The organism is Caloranaerobacter azorensis DSM 13643, from assembly GCF_900129995.1.
GTDB lineage: Bacteria > Bacillota > Clostridia > Tissierellales > Thermohalobacteraceae > Caloranaerobacter > Caloranaerobacter azorensis.
Window position 1 is genome coordinate 1 of record NZ_FQXO01000041.1, and the last position, 20,295, is coordinate 20,295.

13 protein-coding genes are annotated in these 20,295 nt (G+C 31.4%); all 13 read left to right on the top strand.

The window, feature by feature from the left end; translation table 11 throughout:
• The first annotated feature begins 360 nt into the window (after positions 1-360).
• The 13 genes from BUB51_RS07595 (at position 361) to BUB51_RS07655 (ending at position 19,987) form a co-directional block, all read left to right on the top strand.
• Entirely contained in the window at positions 361-1,719 is a 1,359-nt protein-coding gene (locus BUB51_RS07595; protein WP_073196765.1) for a radical SAM/SPASM domain-containing protein, read from the top strand.
• 179 nt (positions 1,720-1,898) lie between these two features.
• Positions 1,899-3,629: an ABC transporter ATP-binding protein gene (locus BUB51_RS07600; RefSeq protein WP_073196767.1), complete on the top strand. Its 1,731-nt coding sequence runs from the start codon at positions 1,899-1,901 to the stop codon at positions 3,627-3,629.
• A gap of 275 nt (positions 3,630-3,904) precedes the next feature.
• A complete protein-coding gene (gene pcrA, locus BUB51_RS07605; protein WP_073196769.1) occupies positions 3,905-6,094 on the top strand; it encodes a DNA helicase PcrA in 2,190 nt (729 codons plus the stop codon).
• A gap of 49 nt (positions 6,095-6,143) precedes the next feature.
• Entirely contained in the window at positions 6,144-8,147 is a 2,004-nt protein-coding gene (gene ligA, locus BUB51_RS07610; protein WP_278294235.1) for an NAD-dependent DNA ligase LigA, read from the top strand.
• Positions 8,148-8,190: 43 nt separating this feature from the next.
• Entirely contained in the window at positions 8,191-8,469 is a 279-nt protein-coding gene (gene gatC, locus BUB51_RS07615; RefSeq protein ID WP_073196773.1) for an Asp-tRNA(Asn)/Glu-tRNA(Gln) amidotransferase subunit GatC, read from the top strand.
• Between the two features lie 147 nt (positions 8,470-8,616).
• Positions 8,617-10,095 (top strand): Asp-tRNA(Asn)/Glu-tRNA(Gln) amidotransferase subunit GatA, encoded by a 1,479-nt coding sequence (gene gatA, locus BUB51_RS07620; RefSeq protein ID WP_073196775.1) that lies wholly within the window; start codon positions 8,617-8,619, stop codon positions 10,093-10,095.
• Entirely contained in the window at positions 10,085-11,512 is a 1,428-nt protein-coding gene (gene gatB, locus BUB51_RS07625) for an Asp-tRNA(Asn)/Glu-tRNA(Gln) amidotransferase subunit GatB (RefSeq protein ID WP_073196777.1), read from the top strand. Before gatA ends, gatB begins: the two co-directional genes overlap by 11 nt.
• Before the next feature lie 366 nt (positions 11,513-11,878).
• Complete coding sequence (locus BUB51_RS07630; protein WP_035163414.1) at positions 11,879-12,799, top strand: ABC transporter permease; 921 nt, start codon at positions 11,879-11,881, stop codon at positions 12,797-12,799.
• A 15-nt stretch (positions 12,800-12,814) separates the two neighbouring features.
• Positions 12,815-13,738 carry an ABC transporter permease gene (locus tag BUB51_RS07635; RefSeq protein WP_035163413.1) on the top strand — a complete coding sequence of 308 codons (924 nt, stop codon included), beginning with the start codon at positions 12,815-12,817 and terminating at the stop codon, positions 13,736-13,738.
• Between the two features lie 14 nt (positions 13,739-13,752).
• Positions 13,753-14,775, top strand: coding sequence for an ABC transporter ATP-binding protein (locus BUB51_RS07640; protein ID WP_035163412.1), 1,023 nt, complete (start codon positions 13,753-13,755; stop codon positions 14,773-14,775).
• Between the two features lie 2 nt (positions 14,776-14,777).
• Positions 14,778-15,740, top strand: coding sequence for an ABC transporter ATP-binding protein (locus tag BUB51_RS07645; protein WP_035163411.1), 963 nt, complete (start codon positions 14,778-14,780; stop codon positions 15,738-15,740).
• Positions 15,741-16,261: 521 nt separating this feature from the next.
• The gene (locus BUB51_RS07650; protein ID WP_073196779.1) at positions 16,262-17,974 is read left to right on the top strand and encodes a peptide ABC transporter substrate-binding protein; all 1,713 of its coding nucleotides are present in this window, start codon (positions 16,262-16,264) and stop codon (positions 17,972-17,974) included.
• 300 nt (positions 17,975-18,274) lie between these two features.
• Positions 18,275-19,987, top strand: a complete 1,713-nt coding sequence (locus BUB51_RS07655; protein ID WP_073196780.1) for a peptide ABC transporter substrate-binding protein — start codon at positions 18,275-18,277, stop codon at positions 19,985-19,987.
• Positions 19,988-20,295: the final 308 nt, after the last annotated feature.

Sequence of the window (20,295 nt, forward strand, 5' to 3'; positions counted from 1 at the left end):
CGAACGGTACGTACGGTGGTGTGAGAGGTCGGTAGATGAATTAATCATCTACCTCCTACTCGATTATGATTTTTAACAAATAGCGAAATGTATTTTACAATATTGATATAATATGGTATAATTTTTGTGAAAATATAAAACGAATATAACTCACAATGATTATATATAAAAGTGAGTTTTACGTTTGTATAGATGAACTATGAAAAATATTTAAATTGGGTTGTTTTTTAGATTTATAGTTTTTAAAGATTTGAATTAGTGCAAACATGATTTTATGAATATTTTTAATTTTGTAGAGATTTTTTAGTACTTACAGAATTTCGTTGTAAACTAAAATTATATTTTTAAGGGGGGGTTTTTATGTATTTCGATAAAAATAATACTTATATAACAGAAGATAAAAGTGTAATTTTTGATTTAGACAAGATGGATTTTTACGAATTAAATAGTAGCTATTATAAAAAGTTCCAAGATATATATTATAATGGGATAAATAACGATAAAGTGAATGATAAGGAATACAAGGAGATATTTGATACCTTTTTTAATAATAGAACGTCGTATATAAAACATAATAAAAGATTAAAAGAATTGGATTATATTAAAATACATGTGAGCAATACTTGTAATTTAGCATGTAAATATTGTTATGCAAATCAAGGTAATTATGGTTCTCAAGATAAAATAATGACACGAACTACAGCTAAAAGAATAAGTGATATTATAATTAGTAAATTTAGTAATATTAGTAATATAACTTTTTTTGGTGGAGAGCCATTACTTGGGATAGATGCAATTGAAGAAATATGTAAAAATTTAAGTGAAAAAAATATAGCATATAACATAATAACCAATTTGACTTTAATTGATGATAAGGTTATAGAAGTGCTTAATAAATACAATATTAAAATAACTGTAAGCGTTGATGGACCTAAAGAGATTAATGATTTTAATAGAGTTTTTAAAAATGGAAAAGGAACTTATGATGTTATAGCTAAAAATATAAATATTTTACAAAGAAAAGGGATGATTCCTATATGTATAGAAGGGACATATACAGAGAATTCTGCAGCTAAATATACCAGACAACAGATAGCATCTATGTTATATGATGATCTATCTATAAAAACAATATCTATATTGAATGAGAAGAAATCAAAGCAAGAAAATACAATTCAGGATATTAGTATTAATGAGGATGAATTAAAAAAGGAAGTTAATTTCACTTTTGATAATATTGCGGCTAATAGGTTTATTTTTTTAGATGATATTTTTCTAATATTTTCATATTTCTTTTCAAAGACTTTTATGCATTATTTTTGTAGAGCAGGTATAGAATTTGTTTCGATAAATATAAATGGTGATATATATCCGTGCCATCTGTATATTAATAAAGTTCAATATAATATGGGGAATATTTTTTCAAATGAAGATTTAGAAAATGAAAATAAGTATACATGTGTTCGAAATAAAATGATGGAGTTGAATAAGTTTAAAATAGAAAAGTGCTCAAAATGCATAGCAAGATTTTGGTGTAAACAATGTTTGGGTTCTCAATTAACAGATGATGGTGAAATGAAATTAAACTTTAGTGAGTTTGAATGTAATTTAAGAAAAAAGAAAACGGTATTAGTGTTAGAAAAAATTGCAGAATTACAGAAAAAAGGATTACTAAATGAAATTATTAAAACAATTTATGAAATACAGTCAGAAGAATAAAGTTTATTAAATGTATAGTAGCATAAAAATAAATTTTAGGGGAATAAAATGAAGTTTAATTATATTTTAAATATTCTAAAACAATTTATCGGGGAGAAAGTATAAACATTCTACAAAGTATTATAGATTTTGCTTTATTTCAAATATTTAGTATTAATAAAAATAGGGGGATTATATGAATGAAAAAATACTTATATAAACACAAAGGACTACTGATTATTAATATAATATTAATGTTTGTGTTGACATTAACCGATATTCTATTAGCATTAGGATTAAAGGAAATTGTAGACAGTGGGGTTAATAAAAATATAGATAGATTTAAAGAAATCTTGTTTTATGCAATCATATTTGTTATTTTAAGTTTTCTATTAGACTATATAGTAGATGTCATGAAGGCTAAATATATAAATAAAACTTTTTTAGATTTAAAAGAGGATTTGTTTAGTAAACTCATACAGAAAGATATAATGTCTTTTAGAAAACAGAATATTTCACATTATATATCTATGTTTACAAACGATATAACGATGTTAGAGCAAGATTACTTTAATACTATTTTAGATTTTATATATCAGAGCTTTAGACTTATTACAGCAACCGTAACTATAGTAATCATAAATCCTTATTTGTTAGTAACTGTAATAATTGTAGGTGGGTTACCTATTCTAATACCTAATCTATTTGGCAAAAAAGTTTCACAATATAAAAAAGAATTTTCTGATTCTTTAAGCAATTTTACTACATCAATGAAGGAGTTTTTAAGTGGTTACGAAGTTATAAAGAGTTTTAATATAGAGAATAAAATAAAAGAAGAATATGCTAATTTCAATAGTGAAGTTGAAAGGACTAAATATAGATTTAAAGTTATTAGTTCATTTGTAACAGCTTTATCATCAGTATCGGGTTTTCTAATGTTTTTAGCGGTAATTGTAGTTGGTACATATATGGTTATAAAAGGGCTTATGACTGTTGGTTATTTGATAGCTTCTGTTCAATTGATGAACTACATAGTTAGTCCATTAGGGAATTTAGCCGGAGATATTAATAAAATAAAATCAATAAAGAAAATAAATGAAAAATTTATGGAACTTTTATTTTCTACTGTTAGTGATAAAGAAGGAATTGAAAAGGTCGCATTTAATGATAAAATTGAATTTAAAAATGTTAGTTTTTCTTACAAAGAAGGTAGAGACGTTTTAAAAGATGTTAATTTTTCTATTAGTAAAGGTGAAAAATGTGCCATTGTAGGCTCTAGTGGAAGTGGTAAAACTACTATATTGAAATTATTGTTAGGATATTTTGACGACTTTGACGGCGAGATTACAATAGATGGAATAGATATAAGGAAAATAAAAGCAGATTCTTTATATCAGTTGATTTCAGTAATACAGCAAGAAGTATTTATGTTTGATTCTAGTATAAAAGAGAATATAGTTTTATTTAATGATTATTCTGATAATTATTTAAATGAAATTATTGAAAAGTCAGGATTAAAACCATTAATTAATTCGTTGGATAATGGATTGAATACGTATGTAGGAGAGAGTGGATGTAATTTATCAGGTGGAGAAAGACAGAGAATAGCAATAGCTAGAGCTTTAGTTAAAAACACACCTATTTTAATATTAGATGAAGCTACTTCATCATTAGATAATGAGACTGCATTTAAAATAGAAAATTCATTAATAGATATTAAAGAATTAACTATTTTAGTAGTAACTCATAAACTTATAGGAAATATACTTGAAAAATACGATAAAATAATCGTAATAAAAGAGGGAAGAATTAAGGAGATAGGAACATTCCAAGAGTTAATAGATAAAAAAGGATATTTCTATAGCTTATATACTATCGAAGGCGGTTTGATAGATGGTAGTGAATCGAAATATCTATCGGCTGCAGAATGATTATACATCTAAATTGCGTAAATATATTTTAACCCCTGCTTATAATAGCAGGGGTTAAAATATATTTTTAGAACGAAATATTTGATTTAAGTAAATATTGTAAGGAAGATTTTATTGAAATCCATAGACGGAAATTATATTATTAAAATACCTAATTGAATTGTGTATAATTTTAAATGGATATATAAGCAAAATCTAACCCAATTTATTTAAATCAAAAAAATCAAAGATTTTGTTATATAGAGAAAAGAATGAAAGTGAGAGGAGAAAAATATATGATTTCTTTAGATACTTTAAATGATAGACAGAAAGAGGCAGTATTAACTACAGAAGGACCATTATTAGTATTGGCTGGTGCAGGTTCGGGAAAAACAAGGGTATTAACTTATAGGATAGCATACCTAATAGAAGAAAAAGGGATAAAACCAGAGAATATTTTAGCAATAACTTTTACTAATAAGGCTGCTAATGAGATGAAGGAAAGAATAGAAAAACTTATTGGTGGTAAAGCTCAAAATATGTGGATTGGAACATTTCATTCAATATGTGTAAGAATTTTAAGAAGAAATATCGATAGGATAGGATACAGTAGAAATTTTGTAATATTCGATACGACTGATCAAAAGACACTTATAAAAGATTGTATAAAGGAATTAAATCTAAATGAAGAGTTTTATGAACCGAAGGCTATTTTAAGCTTTATAAGTTCTCAAAAAGATAAGCTTATAGATGCGGATACATATATGAGGGATAATTATGGCGACTTTAGAGAAAGGAATAAGGCTTTAATTTACAGCTTGTATCAAAAGAAATTAAAAGAGAATAATGCATTAGATTTTGATGACTTAATATTTAAGACCATAGATTTGTTTAGAAAAAATCCAGATGTTTTAAATGATTATCAGGAGAGATTTAAATATATTTTAGTGGACGAGTATCAAGATACAAATAGAGCACAGTATGAATTAATTAGATTATTGTCGAGAAAATATATGAATATTTGCGTTGTTGGCGATGATGATCAATCGATTTACAAGTTTAGAGGGGCAGATATTAGGAACATACTCGAATTTGAAAAGGATTTTCCAGATACAAAAGTTATAAAACTTGAGCAGAATTATCGTTCTACTAAAACTATACTAGAAGCGGCTAATCATGTAATAAATAATAATTATGGGAGAAAATCAAAGAGATTATGGACTGAAAATGATGGAGGAACTTTAATAAAACTTTATAGAGGTTACAATGAGCATGATGAAGCTAATTTTATAGCAAATAAAATAAATGAAAAAATTAAAAATGAAGGTTTAAAGTTTTCAGATTTTGCTGTTCTCTATAGAACAAATGCCCAATCGCGTGTTATAGAAGAAGCATTAATAAAATCGAATATCCCTTATAAAATAGTCGGAGGGCTTAAATTCTATGATAGAAAAGAAATAAAAGACATTATAGCATATTTAAGGCTTATACAAAATCCAGTTGACAATATAAGTTTAAAGAGGATAATCAATGTACCTAAAAGGGGGATTGGCAGTAAGACTATTGAAAAGATAGAAGCATATTGTCAAAAGACGGGCGAGAGTCTATATAGTGCTATATTAGATGCAGAGGATATCCCAGGGTTATCGCAGAGGGCTATTGCTAATATAAATAAGTTTACTACTCTAATAAATAAGTTTATAGCTATGAAGGAGATTTTAGGAGTAAGAGGGCTTATAGAAAATGTTATAGATTCAATAGGGTATATAGAGGAACTTAAAAAAGAAAATACAATTGAAGCTGAAAGTAGAATAGAGAACATAAAAGAATTTATTTCTGTAGCAATAGATTTTGAACAAAAAAGTGAAGAAAATACTTTAGAGGAGTTTTTAGCAAGTATTTCACTGCTTTCAGATATTGATAATGTAGAAGATGAGGGAAATGCTGTTTTACTTATGACATTACATAGTGCTAAAGGTTTGGAGTTTCCAGTAGTATTTTTAGCAGGAATGGAGGAAAGAATTTTCCCACTTTCAAGAGCACTTGAAAATGATGAAGAATTAGAAGAAGAAAGAAGATTATGCTATGTCGGTATTACCAGGGCAATGAAAACTTTATATATGACTTATGCCACTGAAAGAACTTTATATGGACATACCATGTATAATGCTGCATCAAGATTTATAAATGAGATACCAGAATATCTTGTGGAGAATTTAAATGAAAAGACAGTGAAAGTATCAAATAAGATAAAAAAAGATACTAATAGATTCTTTACAGGGGTAGTAGAAAAAGATATTAGCAAATCGAGCGTTTCTTCAAATGATATAAAACCCGGGAAGAAAGTTAGGCATAAAATATGGGGGATAGGAACAGTTGTACAGGTTAAAGATAAGGGTGGAGATAAAGAGATATCGGTTGCATTCGAAAGTAAGGGCATTAAGAAACTTATGCTTAACTTTGCACCAATAGAAGTGGTGGATTAGATGTAAAATTAAAAATTGAAAATGTAAAATTGGTAAAGAAGGTGAGATGATGGACAAAAAAGAGCGTATTAGAGAACTTGTAGATATAATAAACGATTTAAATTATCATTACTATGTTTTAGACAATCCTAAAGTTAGTGATAAGGAGTATGATAAGCTCTATGATGAATTAGTAAAATTGGAACAGGAAACGGGAATAGTCTTAAGCGATTCTCCAACACAGAGAGTTGGAGCAACGCCGCTTGAAAAATTCGAGAAGCATAAACATTTAGGTAAATTATGGAGTTTGGATAAATGTAAAACTGCTTTAGAATTAAAAAATTGGGATACAAGGGTAAGGAGATTAATAGAAGAGTACAATAGAGAAAATGAAGAAAGATTACCTAATCCTACTTATGTAGTCGAGTATAAATTTGATGGCCTTACAATTAATCTTACTTATAGAGAAGGGAAATTAGTACAAGGGGCGACTAGAGGTAATGGAGAAATAGGGGAGGCAATACTGCCGCAGATAAAAACTATAAAATCGATACCCTTGAGTATAAAATTTAAAGGTACTGTTGAAATACAGGGTGAAGGACTAATGCCTTTATCAGTTCTAGAAGAATATAATAAGACAGCAGATGAACCGCTTAAAAATGCGAGGAATGCGGCTGCTGGAGCTTTGAGAAATTTAGATCCTAAAGTTACCGCAAAGAGAAAATTGATAGCTTATTTTTATAATGTAGGCTATATAGAGGGGAAAAGTTTTAATACACATCTTGAAATGATAGATTTCTTAAAAGAAAATAGACTGCCAGTCAGTGAATATATAAAGACTTTTAATAGCATTGATGAGGTAATAGAAGAAATAGAGAGAGTAAAGGAAGTCAGAAATACTCTTGATGTTTTAACAGATGGACTTGTGATAAAAATAAATGATATGAGAACAAGAGAGGTTTTAGGCTATACACAGAAATTTCCACGTTGGGCCATAGCATATAAATTTGAAGCAGAAGAAATGACGACGAAACTGATAGATGTTAAGTGGAATGTGGGAAGAACGGGAAAAGTTACCCCGACAGCGATACTTGAGCCTGTTGAAATAGGTGGAGTAACAGTTAAAAGAGCTACATTAAATAATTGGGACGATATTCAGAGAAAGAAAGTTAAAATTGGCTGTAGAGTATGGATAAGAAGATCTAATGACGTAATACCAGAAATAATGGGAACAGTTGAAGATAGTTGTGAAAATCCTAAAGAAATAGAAAAGCCAAAAGAATGTCCTGCTTGTGGTAGTGAGCTTATTCAAGAAGGAGTGCATATTTTCTGCCCGAATTCTCTATCCTGTAAACCGCAGTTAGTTTCTAGATTAGTTCATTATGCGAGTAGAGATGCAATGAATATAGAAGGATTCAGTGAAAAGACAGCAGAGCAGTTATACGAAGAATTAGGGCTTGAAGATATACCAGGGCTTTATGAGCTAAAATTTGAGCAGTTAATCAATTTGGATAGATTTGGAAAGAAAAAGGCGGAAAATCTGTTAAATGCAATTGAAAAGAGTAAAAATTGCAGATTAGACTCATTTATATTTGCATTGGGAATACCTAATGTGGGAAAGAAAACTGCAACCGATTTAGCTAATACATTCAAATCTCTCGAAAGATTGATGAATGCAACTTATGAAGAACTTATAGCAATACCTGATATTGGAGACAAAGTGGCAAATAATATAATAGAGTTTTTTACGGATGAAAAAATAATTTCTAATATAAATAAACTTTTGGACGAAGGTGTAAATCCGGTTTATAAAGAGGAAAAGATAGAAAATGATACTATATTTTCGGGGAAAACAGTTGTTGTAACTGGGACTATTGAAGGAATAAGTAGGAAAGAAGCAAAGGAGATAATAACTAAAATGGGAGGAAAAGTATCTAGTAGTGTTAGCAAAAAGACTGATTACGTAATCGTAGGAGAAAATCCGGGTTCTAAATATGATAAAGCGGTGGAATTAGGTATAAAAATAATTACTGGTAGGGAATTTTTAGATATTATCGATTCTTTTTCCGAATGAGTGTTATTTTAATAGACTATAGACTTTTTAAGGAGGATATTATATGAAAATATCTCAAAAAGAAATCAAACACATAGCAAAGTTAGCAAAGCTAGAAATTGATGAAAATGACGTAGAGAAATTTACCAATCAATTAACAGCGATTTTAGAATTAGTTGAAAAGTTGAATGAAGTAGATACAGAAGGCATAGAGCCGACTTATAACATATATCATTCTAAAAATTTCTTTAGAGAAGATATTATAAAGCCTTCTTTAGAAAGAGAGAAGGCTCTTTCTAATGCAGAAGAGACAACAGAAGGACACTTTGTTTTAAAAATTTAAAATTGAAAATGTAAAATGTAAAATTATTAGAAATTAGAAATTGGAAATATAAAATTAGTTTACAAATAATTTTACATTTAATTTCCAATTTTACATTTCTTTGTTTTGTATATTGTTAACTTGATTTAATTAGAGGTGATATGAAAAGTGGATTTAATAAATCTTACGATACATGAATTGAGGGATTTGATACGAAATAGAGAAGTATCATCAGAAGAAATAGTGAGAAGCTTTTTAAGCAGAATAGAGAAATTAGAAGATAAAGTAGGCAGTTTCATAACTTTGACTAAAGAAAAGGCTATTGAAGATGCTAGAAAAATAGACAAAAAGATAAAGGAAGATATTTCTAATTTAAGTGATTTAGCGGGAATTCCTGTAGGAATTAAAGATAATATAGTAACAGAGGGAATTAAGACAACTTGCGGCTCTAGAATTTTAAAAAATTTCATACCGCCATATGATGCAACCGTTGTGAAAAGACTCAAATTAAGTGATGCGATTATAATAGGTAAGACTAATATGGATGAATTTGCAATGGGCTCTAGCACAGAAAATTCTGCCTTTAAGATTACTAAAAATCCTTGGGATTTAAACAAAGTACCGGGAGGTTCAAGTGGTGGTTCGGCGGCGGCCGTTTCAGCATCTTTAGTTCCATATGCTTTAGGTTCATCTACAGGAGGTTCAATAAGGCAGCCGGCAGCTTTTTGTGGAATAGTTGGATTAAAACCTACATATGGACTCGTATCGAGATATGGATTAGTAGCATTTGCATCATCATTTGATCAGATAGGGCCTTTGACTAAAGATGTAGAAGATTGTGCAATCGTATTAAACAGTATAATAGGTTTCGATAAAAAAGATTCTACATCTGTCGATAATGGCAATATTGATTATACAAAGGCGTTAATGAAGGATATTAGAGGGATAAAAGTGGCTCTGCCAAAAGAATATTTCGATGATAAAGTAGACAATAGGATAAAAGAGAAGGTATTAGATGCGGTTAAGGTTCTCGAGAAACTTGGGGCGAAAATAGACTATGTTTCACTACCTTTTTCAGAATATGCTTTGGCTACATATTATATTTTAGCACCTTCTGAAGCCAGTTCTAATCTTGCTAGGTTTGATGGTGTTAGATATGGGGAAAGAGTTGAAAATTATAATTCAGTTGAAGAATTGATTGTAAAGACAAGAACAAAAATGTTTGGTGATGAAGTAAAGAGAAGGATAATGATTGGAACTTATTTTTTAAGTTCAAGCCATTATAGTAAATACTATAAAAAGGCTCAACAGATGAGGACATTAATTATAAGAGATTTTGAAAGAGTATTTAGAGATTTTGATATTATTATATCGCCTACGACACCTACATTACCTTATGAGATTGGAGAAAAGAAACTCGTCTCTATGTATTTTTCAGATGTATTAACTGTGTCGGCGAATATTGTAGGGATACCTGCTATTACATTGCCTTGTGGATATATTGATGGTTTGCCGGTTGGAATGCAGATATTAGGTAAAATTTTTGGTGAAATTGATATATTGAGCGTAGCATATGCTTATGAAAAGAATAGCGACTTTCAAAAAAGAATTCCTGAAATAAAGGAAGGGATAAAAAGTGGCGTATAAGACAATAATAGGACTTGAAATACATGTTGAACTCTTAACTAAAACTAAAATATTTTGTGGCTGTTTAGCCGAATTTGGCAGAGAAGCAAATACAAATTGCTGCCCGGTTTGTTTAGGACTTCCAGGAGCTCTGCCTGTACTTAATAAAAAAGTTGTAGAATATTGCATAAGAGCGGGATTAGCTTTAAATTGTAAAATATCAAACAGAAGCAGAATGGATAGAAAAAATTATTTTTATCCAGATTTAGTAAAGGGATACCAGATTACTCAATATAGTAATCCTCTTTGTAAGGATGGATATATAAAGATAAATACAAAGCATGGCGAAAAGAAAATAAGAATCAAAAGGATACATATAGAAGAGGATACAGGGAAATCTATTTATGATGGAAATGGGAATGTTCTTCTAGATTACAATAGAAGCGGAGTTCCTTTAATAGAAATTGTAACTTATCCTGATATGAACTCACCCGAAGAGGCGAGAATGTTTTTAGAAAAATTAAAAGTTATACTTAAGTATATCGAGATTTCTGATTGTAAAATGGAAGAAGGTTCCTTAAGATGTGATATTAATATAAATGTTATAGACGAAAAAACAAAATTAAAGAGTACAATTACGGAGATTAAAAACTTAAATTCATTTAAGGCTGCTGTTAAAGCTATGGAATTTGAGGAAAAAAGACACATTGAATTATTGAAACATCGGGAAAACACACTTAAAGAGACAAGAAAATGGGATGAAAATAAAAACGAAACTGTAGTTATGAGGGGAAAAGAAACGGTTGAGGATTATAGATATTTTCCTGAACCTGATTTAGTAGAAATTGAAGTAGATGAAAATTGGATAAGGGATATTAAAGAAAATTTGCCCGAGCTTCCCGATAATAGAAAAGAAAGATTTATGAGAGAATATAATTTGCCAGAGTATGATGCAGCTGTATTGACATCTTCAAAAGAGCTGGCTAATTTTTTTGAAAAGACAGTTAAAATCAATAAAAACCCGAAACAAGTTAGTAATTGGATTATGGGGAATATTTTAAGGTGGATTAATGCTAGTGATATGGATATTAATGAGATGAAATTTACTCATAAAGATTTTGCTAATCTATTAGAGCTAATAAATAACGGTAAAATTAGTAATAATATTGGAAAGAAAGTATTAAAAATCATGTTTGAAGAAGGAAAAAATCCAGAAGCAATAATTGAAGAAAGAGGTTTGCTTCAGATAAGCGATGTATCAGAATTAGAATGCATAATTGACAGAATAATTGAAGAAAATAAGCAATCAGTAGAAGAATATAAAAATGGAAAGGAGAAAGTATTAGGTTTTTTGATAGGCCAGGTTATGAAGATTACAAAGGGGAAGGCAAATCCTCAATTAGTAAATAGGATAATATTGGAGAAGTTAAAGCAGTAATTCTAATTATTCAGCATCAAATATTACATTTTCTTAACAATTTATTAAAACTTATTTAATTGCATAATAAAGAAGTATAAAGTATCATAAAATAGAAAAGTAAAAAATTTCAGACAATTTTAATAAATCACTCAAGGTATAAAATTTTTAATTGGTCAAATTCTGAATTATGTGTATTCTATAAAATCATGTATAATTTTATAAGGAATATAGGCAAAATCTTCTTTGTTTAAATAGGAGATTTTGTTCTGATATATAATAAATTATTTATGTAATTCGTATAAATTTTTTGAAAAGAGGGGGGGAGGATTAAAGTACTTTTTTACTTTAGTATGTTACATTGTAAAAATTAATGGAGGTGTATTTATGTTTAAGTATACTCTAAAAAGGTTAGGGACTATGATTCTAACATTATGGGTTGTAGTTACTATCACATTCTTCTTGATGCATGCTATTCCTGGAGATCCATTCACTGATCAAAAAAGAATTCCAGCAGAGATTTTAGAAAATCTTAAAGCTAAGTATGGATTAGACAAGCCGCTAGTTGTACAATATTTTACTTATCTAAAGAACTTATTACATGGTGATTTGGGTATGTCATTGAAGTATAAGAACAGAACGGTTGCTGATATGTTGAAATCAGGATTCCCTGTTTCAGCTCAACTTGGTTTAGCAGCAGGTCTGTTTGGTATCACCATGGGTATATTATTAGGTATTGTTGCTGCACTCAATCATAAGGGCTTTTTTGATTATTTCGTTATTCTATTGGCTATATTGGGGGTTTCAGTACCAAACTTCGTTTTCTCAGCATTATTCCAATATTGGTTCGGGGTTAAATTAGGATGGTTCCCAGTTGCAAGATGGGGGACACCATATCACGTAATATTACCTGCTTGGGCATTAGGTATGAGAATGATTGCATTCCAAGCTAGGATGATGAGAACAAGTATGCTTGACGTATTAAATCAGGATTATATCAAGACTGCTAAGGCAAAAGGACTATCAAAATCTGTTGTTATTTGGAGACATACTATAAGAAATGCTATATTACCAATTGTTACAATTTTAGGGCCAACAATAGCTACATTACTTACAGGTACATTTGTTATAGAAAAAATATTTGCTATACCGGGATTAGGAAAATACTATATTCAAAGTATACAGCAGAGAGACTATACATTAATTCTAGGTACAACAGTATTCTATTCAGCAATATTGATATTTATGATATTCTTGGTTGATATTGCATACGGATTAATAGATCCAAGAATAAGATTAGATCGATAGAGAGGGGTTGACAAAATGGCTCAAGTTCAACTGAACAAAGATATGTTTAAAATAGTTGGGAAAGATGTTGAGAAATCACAAGAGTTAGTAAGACCAAGTTTGACTTATTGGCAAGATGCTTGGAGAAGGCTTAAAGAAAATAAATTAGCAATTCTTTCAATTGTAATGCTTGCATTATTATTAATACTTTCTGTAGTAGGACCTTATATGCGACCTTATTCTTATGATGAACAAGATTTTATGAGTATAAATAAGCCGCCTTCAGCTGAACATTGGTTTGGAACTGATGCATTAGGCAGAGATATATTTGTAAGATGTTGGATGGGTGCAAGAGTATCTCTATTTATTGGCTTTATGACTGCAATATTAAACTTTACGATAGGAGTAATCTATGGAGGAGTTTCAGGTTATTTAGGCGGTAATGTAGATATAGTGATGATGCGTATTATTGATATTATTTTCTCAATTCCGCAAATGTTATGGGTAATTCTTCTAATGGTTGTTATTGGACAAGGACTTCATACTATAATCATAGCATTTGCTATATCAGGTTGGGGAGGAATGGCCCGATTAGTTAGAGGTCAGGTGCTCCAGTTAAAAGAAATGGAATTTGTGTTAGCGGCAAAAACTCTAGGTGCAGATAGCTGGAGAATCATAACTAGACACTTAATTCCAAATTCTATGGGTCCAATCATTATATCAATAACTTTTGCGGTTCCGGGTGCAATATTCTCAGAGGCATTCTTAAGTTATATAGGTCTTGGACTTCCATTACCATTAGCGAGCTGGGGTACATTAGCATCAGACGGTAGTAAAGTACTTTTAATACATCCATACCAGTTATTTTTCCCATCGCTATTAATCAGTATAACAATGCTTGCTTTCAACTTATTGGGTGACGGTTTAAGAGATGCGCTAGATCCAAGACTTAGAAAGTAAAGGAGGATAATAAAGTGGAAAATAGAGATAGATTGTTGGAAGTAAAAGACTTACATGTTTCATTTGATACTTATGCTGGAGAAGTTAAAGCTGTAAGAGGAGTAGACTTTCATGTAGATAAAGGGGAAACTTTAGCTATAGTTGGAGAGTCTGGATGCGGTAAATCGGTTACGGCCCAGTCGATTATGAAGCTTATACCTATGCCGCCTGGAAGAATTAAGAAAGGCAGTATTATCTTCGATGGAAAAGATTTAGTTAAATTTACAGATAAGCAGATGGAGTCAGTTCGCGGTCGCGAAATCAGTATGATTTTCCAAGATCCTATGACTTCACTTAACCCTACTATGAAAATCGGAAAGCAGATAATGGAAGGATTAATTAAACATCAAAATATGACTAAAAAAGAGGCAAAAGAAAGAGCAATTGAAATGATTAAATTAGTTGGAATTCCAAATCCAGCAAAACGTGTTGAACAGTATCCGCATGAATTCAGCGGTGGTATGAGGCAGAGAGCGATGATAGCTATTGCACTAGCATGTAATCCTAAATTATTAATAGCTGATGAGCCAACAACTGCATTAGATGTTACAATTCAAGCACAGATATTAGACCTTATGAAAGAGCTGCAGAATAGATTAAATACATCGATTATAATGATAACACATGACCTTGGTGTTGTTGCTAATATAGCTCATAGAATAGTTGTTATGTATGCCGGTAAGATTATAGAATCGGGTACAAGTGATGATATATTCTTTAATCCGCAGCATCCTTATACTTGGGGATTATTACAGTCAGTACCTAGATTAGACGCTGCCAACAAGGAAAAATTAGTACCAATATTAGGACAGCCGCCAGATTTGTTTAAGCCGCCTGTAGGATGTCCATTTGCAGCTAGGTGCGATTATGCTATGCCAGTATGTAAGGAATACTATCCTGAAAAGACTCAGATAAGTGAAAAGCATCATGTACACTGCTGGCTACAGCATGAAATGGCGCCAAAGGTAAAAAATCCTATTGTTGAAGGAAGGAGATAGATATGGCTGAAGGAAGAAAAACGCTTATAGAAGTAAGGAACTTAAAAAAATATTTCCAAGTTGGCAAGGGCTTAACATTAAAGGCTGTCGATGATATTAGTTTTACTATAAATGAAGGTGAAACATTAGGTCTTGTTGGTGAGTCTGGCTGCGGAAAGTCGACGACAGGTAGAACAATCATAAGATTATATGATGCGACCGACGGTGAAGTTATATTTGATGGAATGAATGTTCATAAGTTGAATAAAGAAGAATTAAAGCAGTTTACAAGAAAAGCTCAAATGATATTTCAAGACCCATATGCATCATTAAATCCGAGAATGACAGTTACTGATATTATAGGCGAAGGAATAGATATTCATGGGCTATATACTGGGGAAGAGAGACAAAAAAGAATATATGAATTATTAGAGATAGTTGGATTAAATAAAGAGCATGCTAGTAGATTTCCTCATGAGTTTAGTGGTGGTCAGAGACAGCGTATCGGTATAGCAAGAGCGTTGGCTATAGAACCTAAATTTATAGTCTGTGATGAGCCTATTTCGGCTTTGGACGTATCTATTCAGGCTCAAGTTGTTAACCTATTAATGGAATTACAGCAAAAACTAGGTTTGACATATCTCTTTATAGCTCACGATTTGAGTATGGTTAAGCATATTTCTGATAGAATTGCGGTTATGTATTTAGGTTCAATCATGGAGCTTACAACTAGCGATGAATTATATGATAAGCCGCTACATCCATATACTAAAGCATTATTATCGGCTGTACCAATCCCAGACCCAGAAGTAGAGAGAAGCAGAAAGAGAATTATTCTTGAAGGGGATGTGCCAAGTCCAATCAATCCGCCACCGGGATGTAAGTTCCAAGCTAGATGTAAATTGTGTAGGAAAATATGTAAAGAACAGACTCCAGAATTAAGAGAAGTATCACCGGGACATTTTGTAGCATGTCATGTAATTTAATAGTAAGCTGATAATAAGCTGCCGAAGAATTTTCTTCGGCGCTTTGTTTTAAATTGGTGTAATGTATATCTATTTAGATGAATAAATATATTAGTGATTAATAAAATATTAGCTTGACAATATGTTAAAAATTTTTTATACTTTAATTAAATTTAATTAAGTTATATTTAAAAAAAGAAATATTATGATTGATTGGATTTGTAGTTTTCAAAAATTTTGCACTTAACAGAAAATTTTTAAAAATCTAGAGGACTTTTTAAATTTGTATAGAATTTAATATTTAGGATTTAAAATTTAAAAAAATTTAAAAATTTCTCACTTGACGAGTTTAAGGGGGGGTGAGGATTAACCTTTAAAAATTAGCTAGAAATTGTTATTTCAAGAGCAAAATCTTCAAATTTATAATCAATTAAAGAGGATTTTGCCTATATCCATTATGGAGATTATATTCTAAAGTTATTTAAAATCTATAAGGAATATAATTTCCTATGGATTATAACAAATTAAAGGGGGATTAGTTAATGAAAAAAAGTAAATGGCTTATATTGTTATTAGTTTTTACTATGGTATTTTCACTAGCATTAGCAGGCTGTGGTAAGACACCGGAGGAGCCACAGACTGGAAAAGAAGAACCAAAGCAAGATGAACAGCAAGCTCCAGCTGATACTGGAGGAGAGAAATTAGCTAAAGAACAAGTATTGAGAGCAAATCTTGGCGAAGAGCCACCTGATTTAGATCCGCAGACTACAACCGATACAGTTTCATTTGTGATATTGAATGCTACTTTAGAGGGTCTTGTAAGATTAAATCCAGATGGCAGTGTAGGTAAGGGAATAGCTGAAAGTTGGGATATAAGTGATGATGGTAAGGTTTATACTTTCAAATTAAGAGATGCTAAATGGTCAGATGGAGATCCAATAACTGCTTATGACTTTGAATATGCTTGGAAGAGGGCTATAGATCCAAAGACTGCTTCACAATATGCATATCAATTCTACGGAATTAAGAATGCGAAAGCATTCAATACAGGTGAAATAACAGATCCAAACGAAATTGGAATTAAGGCTCTTGATGAAAAGACTTTAAAAGTTGAATTAGAAAGACCAATGTCATATTTCTTAAGTTTAACTTCATTTATCACTTATCTACCAGCTAAAAAGGCTGCAGTAGAGAAGTGGGGAGACAAGTACGCAGCAGATGCTGATAAGATGGTATTCAGCGGACCATTTATGATAACTAGATGGGATCATGAACAGAAATTAATTCTTGAAAAGAACCCAAATTACTGGGATGCCGATAGTGTCAAACTTCAAAGAATCGAATTTGATATGATTAAAGATACTAATACTCCAATTAACTTATATGAAACTGGAGAATTAGATATGAGTGGAGTACCTGCTGAGTTCTTAGATAAGTATAAGGATTCACCAGAGTTTGTTAGAATGCCAGATGCTACTACATTCTACTTAGAGTTCAACTGCAAAGACAAATTCTTCAGTAATAAGAAGATAAGAAAGGCATTCTCATTAGCTATAGATAGAAAAGCTTATGTAAATGGAGTTCTTGCTAATGGTTCAATTCCAGCTTATGGTTTCGTACCTGGCGGTATCCCTGGAAAAGCTGGTGGAGAATTTAGAAAACAAAATGGAGACTTATTCTATGATGCTGGTACTAAAGGACAAGAGGCTATAGACGAAGCTAATAAATTATTAGAAGAAGGATTAAAAGAAGTTGGAGCTACTAAAGAAGAATTAGCTAAACATGTTGGTTACCTAACTGGTGATTCTGATATTGCTAGAAAATTAGCTCAAGCACTACAGCAGATGTGGAAGAAGAACTTAGGTATTGAGGTACCTATCGAATCAGTATCATTCAAGATTCGCTTACAAAAAATGGATCAAGGTGACTTTACTATAGTTGGTGCCGGCTGGGGTGCTGACTACAATGACCCAATGACTTTCATGGATATGTGGGTAACTAATGGCGGTAACAATGATGCTTTCTGGAGCAATGCTAAGTATGATGAGTTAATCGAAAAGGCTATCAACAGTACTGGCGATGAGAGAATGGAATATATGTTAGAGGCTGAAAAGCTGTTAATGGAAGAGATGCCTATAGCACCAACTTATTTCTTGGCAAGAAACTTCTTGCAAAAATCATATGTTAAAGGTATAGCAAGATTCCCAGTTGGTGTTAGTACTGAATATAAGTGGGCATATATATTAGAACACTAATATAGAGAGAATGGCGGTTTATCCGTCATTCTTTATTTTTTTTGTGTTCTTTGTCAATAGTTGGGTAGGCAATATGTTAAGAATTCTTTATAAATTAAAAATTCTTTATACTTTATTTAAGAATCTTTAAAATATATCAGGGGAAAGATTTAGTATAATATAGTTAGTAGATATTAATAATTCTAAAAATTTAAAAGTTTTAAAAGAGTTTGATTTATGGACTCGAGGGAGGTGAATATTAGTTTAGAATAAATTAGCAAACTATTATGAACAATAAAAAATCTGAAGGGGGATTAGTTAATGAAGAAGAGTAAATGGCTTATATTGTTATTAGTTTTTACTATGGTATTTTCACTAGCATTAGTAGGCTGTGGTAAGACAACAGAGGAGCCACAGACTGGAAAAGAAGAACCAAATCAAGATGAACAGCAAGCTCCAGCCGATACTGGAGAAGAAAAATTAGCTAAAGAACAAGTATTGAAAATAAATATTGGATTTGAACCACCTGATTTAGATCCGCAGACTACAACCGATACAACTTCATTCTTTGTAATAAATGCTACTTTAGAAGGGCTTGTAAGATTAAATCCAGACGGCAGTGTAGGTAATGGAATAGCTGAAAGTTGGGATGTAAGTGATGATGGTAAAGTTTATACTTTTAAATTAAGAGATGCTAAATGGTCAGATGGAGATCCAATAACTGCTTATGACTTTGAATATGCTTGGAAGAGAGCTTTAGATCCAAAGACTGCTTCATCATATGCATATCAGTTATATCTAATTAAAAATGGAGAGGCATTTAATACAGGTGAAATAACAGATCCAAATGAAATAGGAGTTAAAGCTCTTGATGAGAAGACTTTAAAGGTTGAACTAGAAAGACCAGTACCATATTTCTTAAGTTTAACTGCATTCCCTACTTATATGCCAGCTAAAAAGGCTGCAGTAGAAAAGTGGGGAGATGAATATGCATCAGACGCCGATAAGATGGTATATAGTGGACCGTTCATGATAACTAGATGGGATCATGAACAGAAATTAATTCTTGAAAAGAACCCAAATTACTGGGATGCTGACAGTGTTAAACTTCAAAGAATCGAATGTGATATGATTACTGATTCTAATACAGCAATTAACTTATATGAAACTGGAGAATTAGATTTGAGTGGAGTACCTGCTGAATTCTTAGATAATTATAAGGATTCACCAGAGTTTGGCAGAATGATAGAAGCTAATGTTGCATATTTGCAATTTAACTGTAAAGACAAGTTCTTCAGTAATAAGAAGATAAGGAAAGCATTTTCATTAGCTATAAATAGAGAGGCTTATGTGAATGGTGTTGTTGCTAATGGTTCGATACCAGCTTATGGTTTCGTTCCTAATGGAATTCCGGGAAAATCTGGTGGAGAGTTTAGAAAACAAAATGGAGACTTATTCTACGATGCTGGTACTAAAGGACAAGAGGCTGTAGATGAGGCTAAGAGATTATTAGAAGAAGGATTGAAAGAAGTTGGAGCTACTAAAGAAGAATTAGCTAAACATGTTAGCTATTTAACAGACCAAGCCGATATTGCAAGGAAGTTTGCACAAGCATTACAACAGATGTGGAAAAAGAATTTAGGTATTGAAGTGCCTATTGATACAATATCGTTCAAGATTCGTCTCCAAAGAATGAATCAAGGAGATTTTACTATAAGTTTTGGCGGTTGGAGTGCTGACTACAATGATCCAATGACTTTCATGGATATGTGGGTAACTAATGGTGGTAATAATACTGCATTCTGGAGTAATGCTAAGTATGACGAGCTAATTCAAAAAGCTGTCAATAGTACTGGCGATGAGAGAATGGAATATATGTTAGAAGCTGAAAAACTATTAATGGAAGAGATGCCTATAGCACCAACTTATTTTAGAGCAAGAAACTTCTTACAAAAACCATATGTTAAAGGTATAGCAAGATTCCCAGTTGGTGTTAGCAGTGAATACAAGTGGGCATATATATTAGAACACTAATATATAGAGAATGACGGTTTATCCGTCATTCTTTATTTTTGTGTGCCGGGCATGCGTAACAACTAGGTGGTGAAAGTCCACTGTGGGGGTTGACCGTGCCAACCACTAGCTAAAGGCAAGGGTGTCCATCGCGAGGTGGAATCTGAAGGAAGCCAGAGGCAAAATCCTGGTCCGAGGTACACGAACCACATTTGAGGCTGTATAAATCGGGTGAGTTTGCAAAACAAAACAAAGCCCAAAACGCGGTCCGAAGGTTTATACAGTAAATGTGGCGGATATATGGGAGGAAAGTGGTTACGCTTACCCCG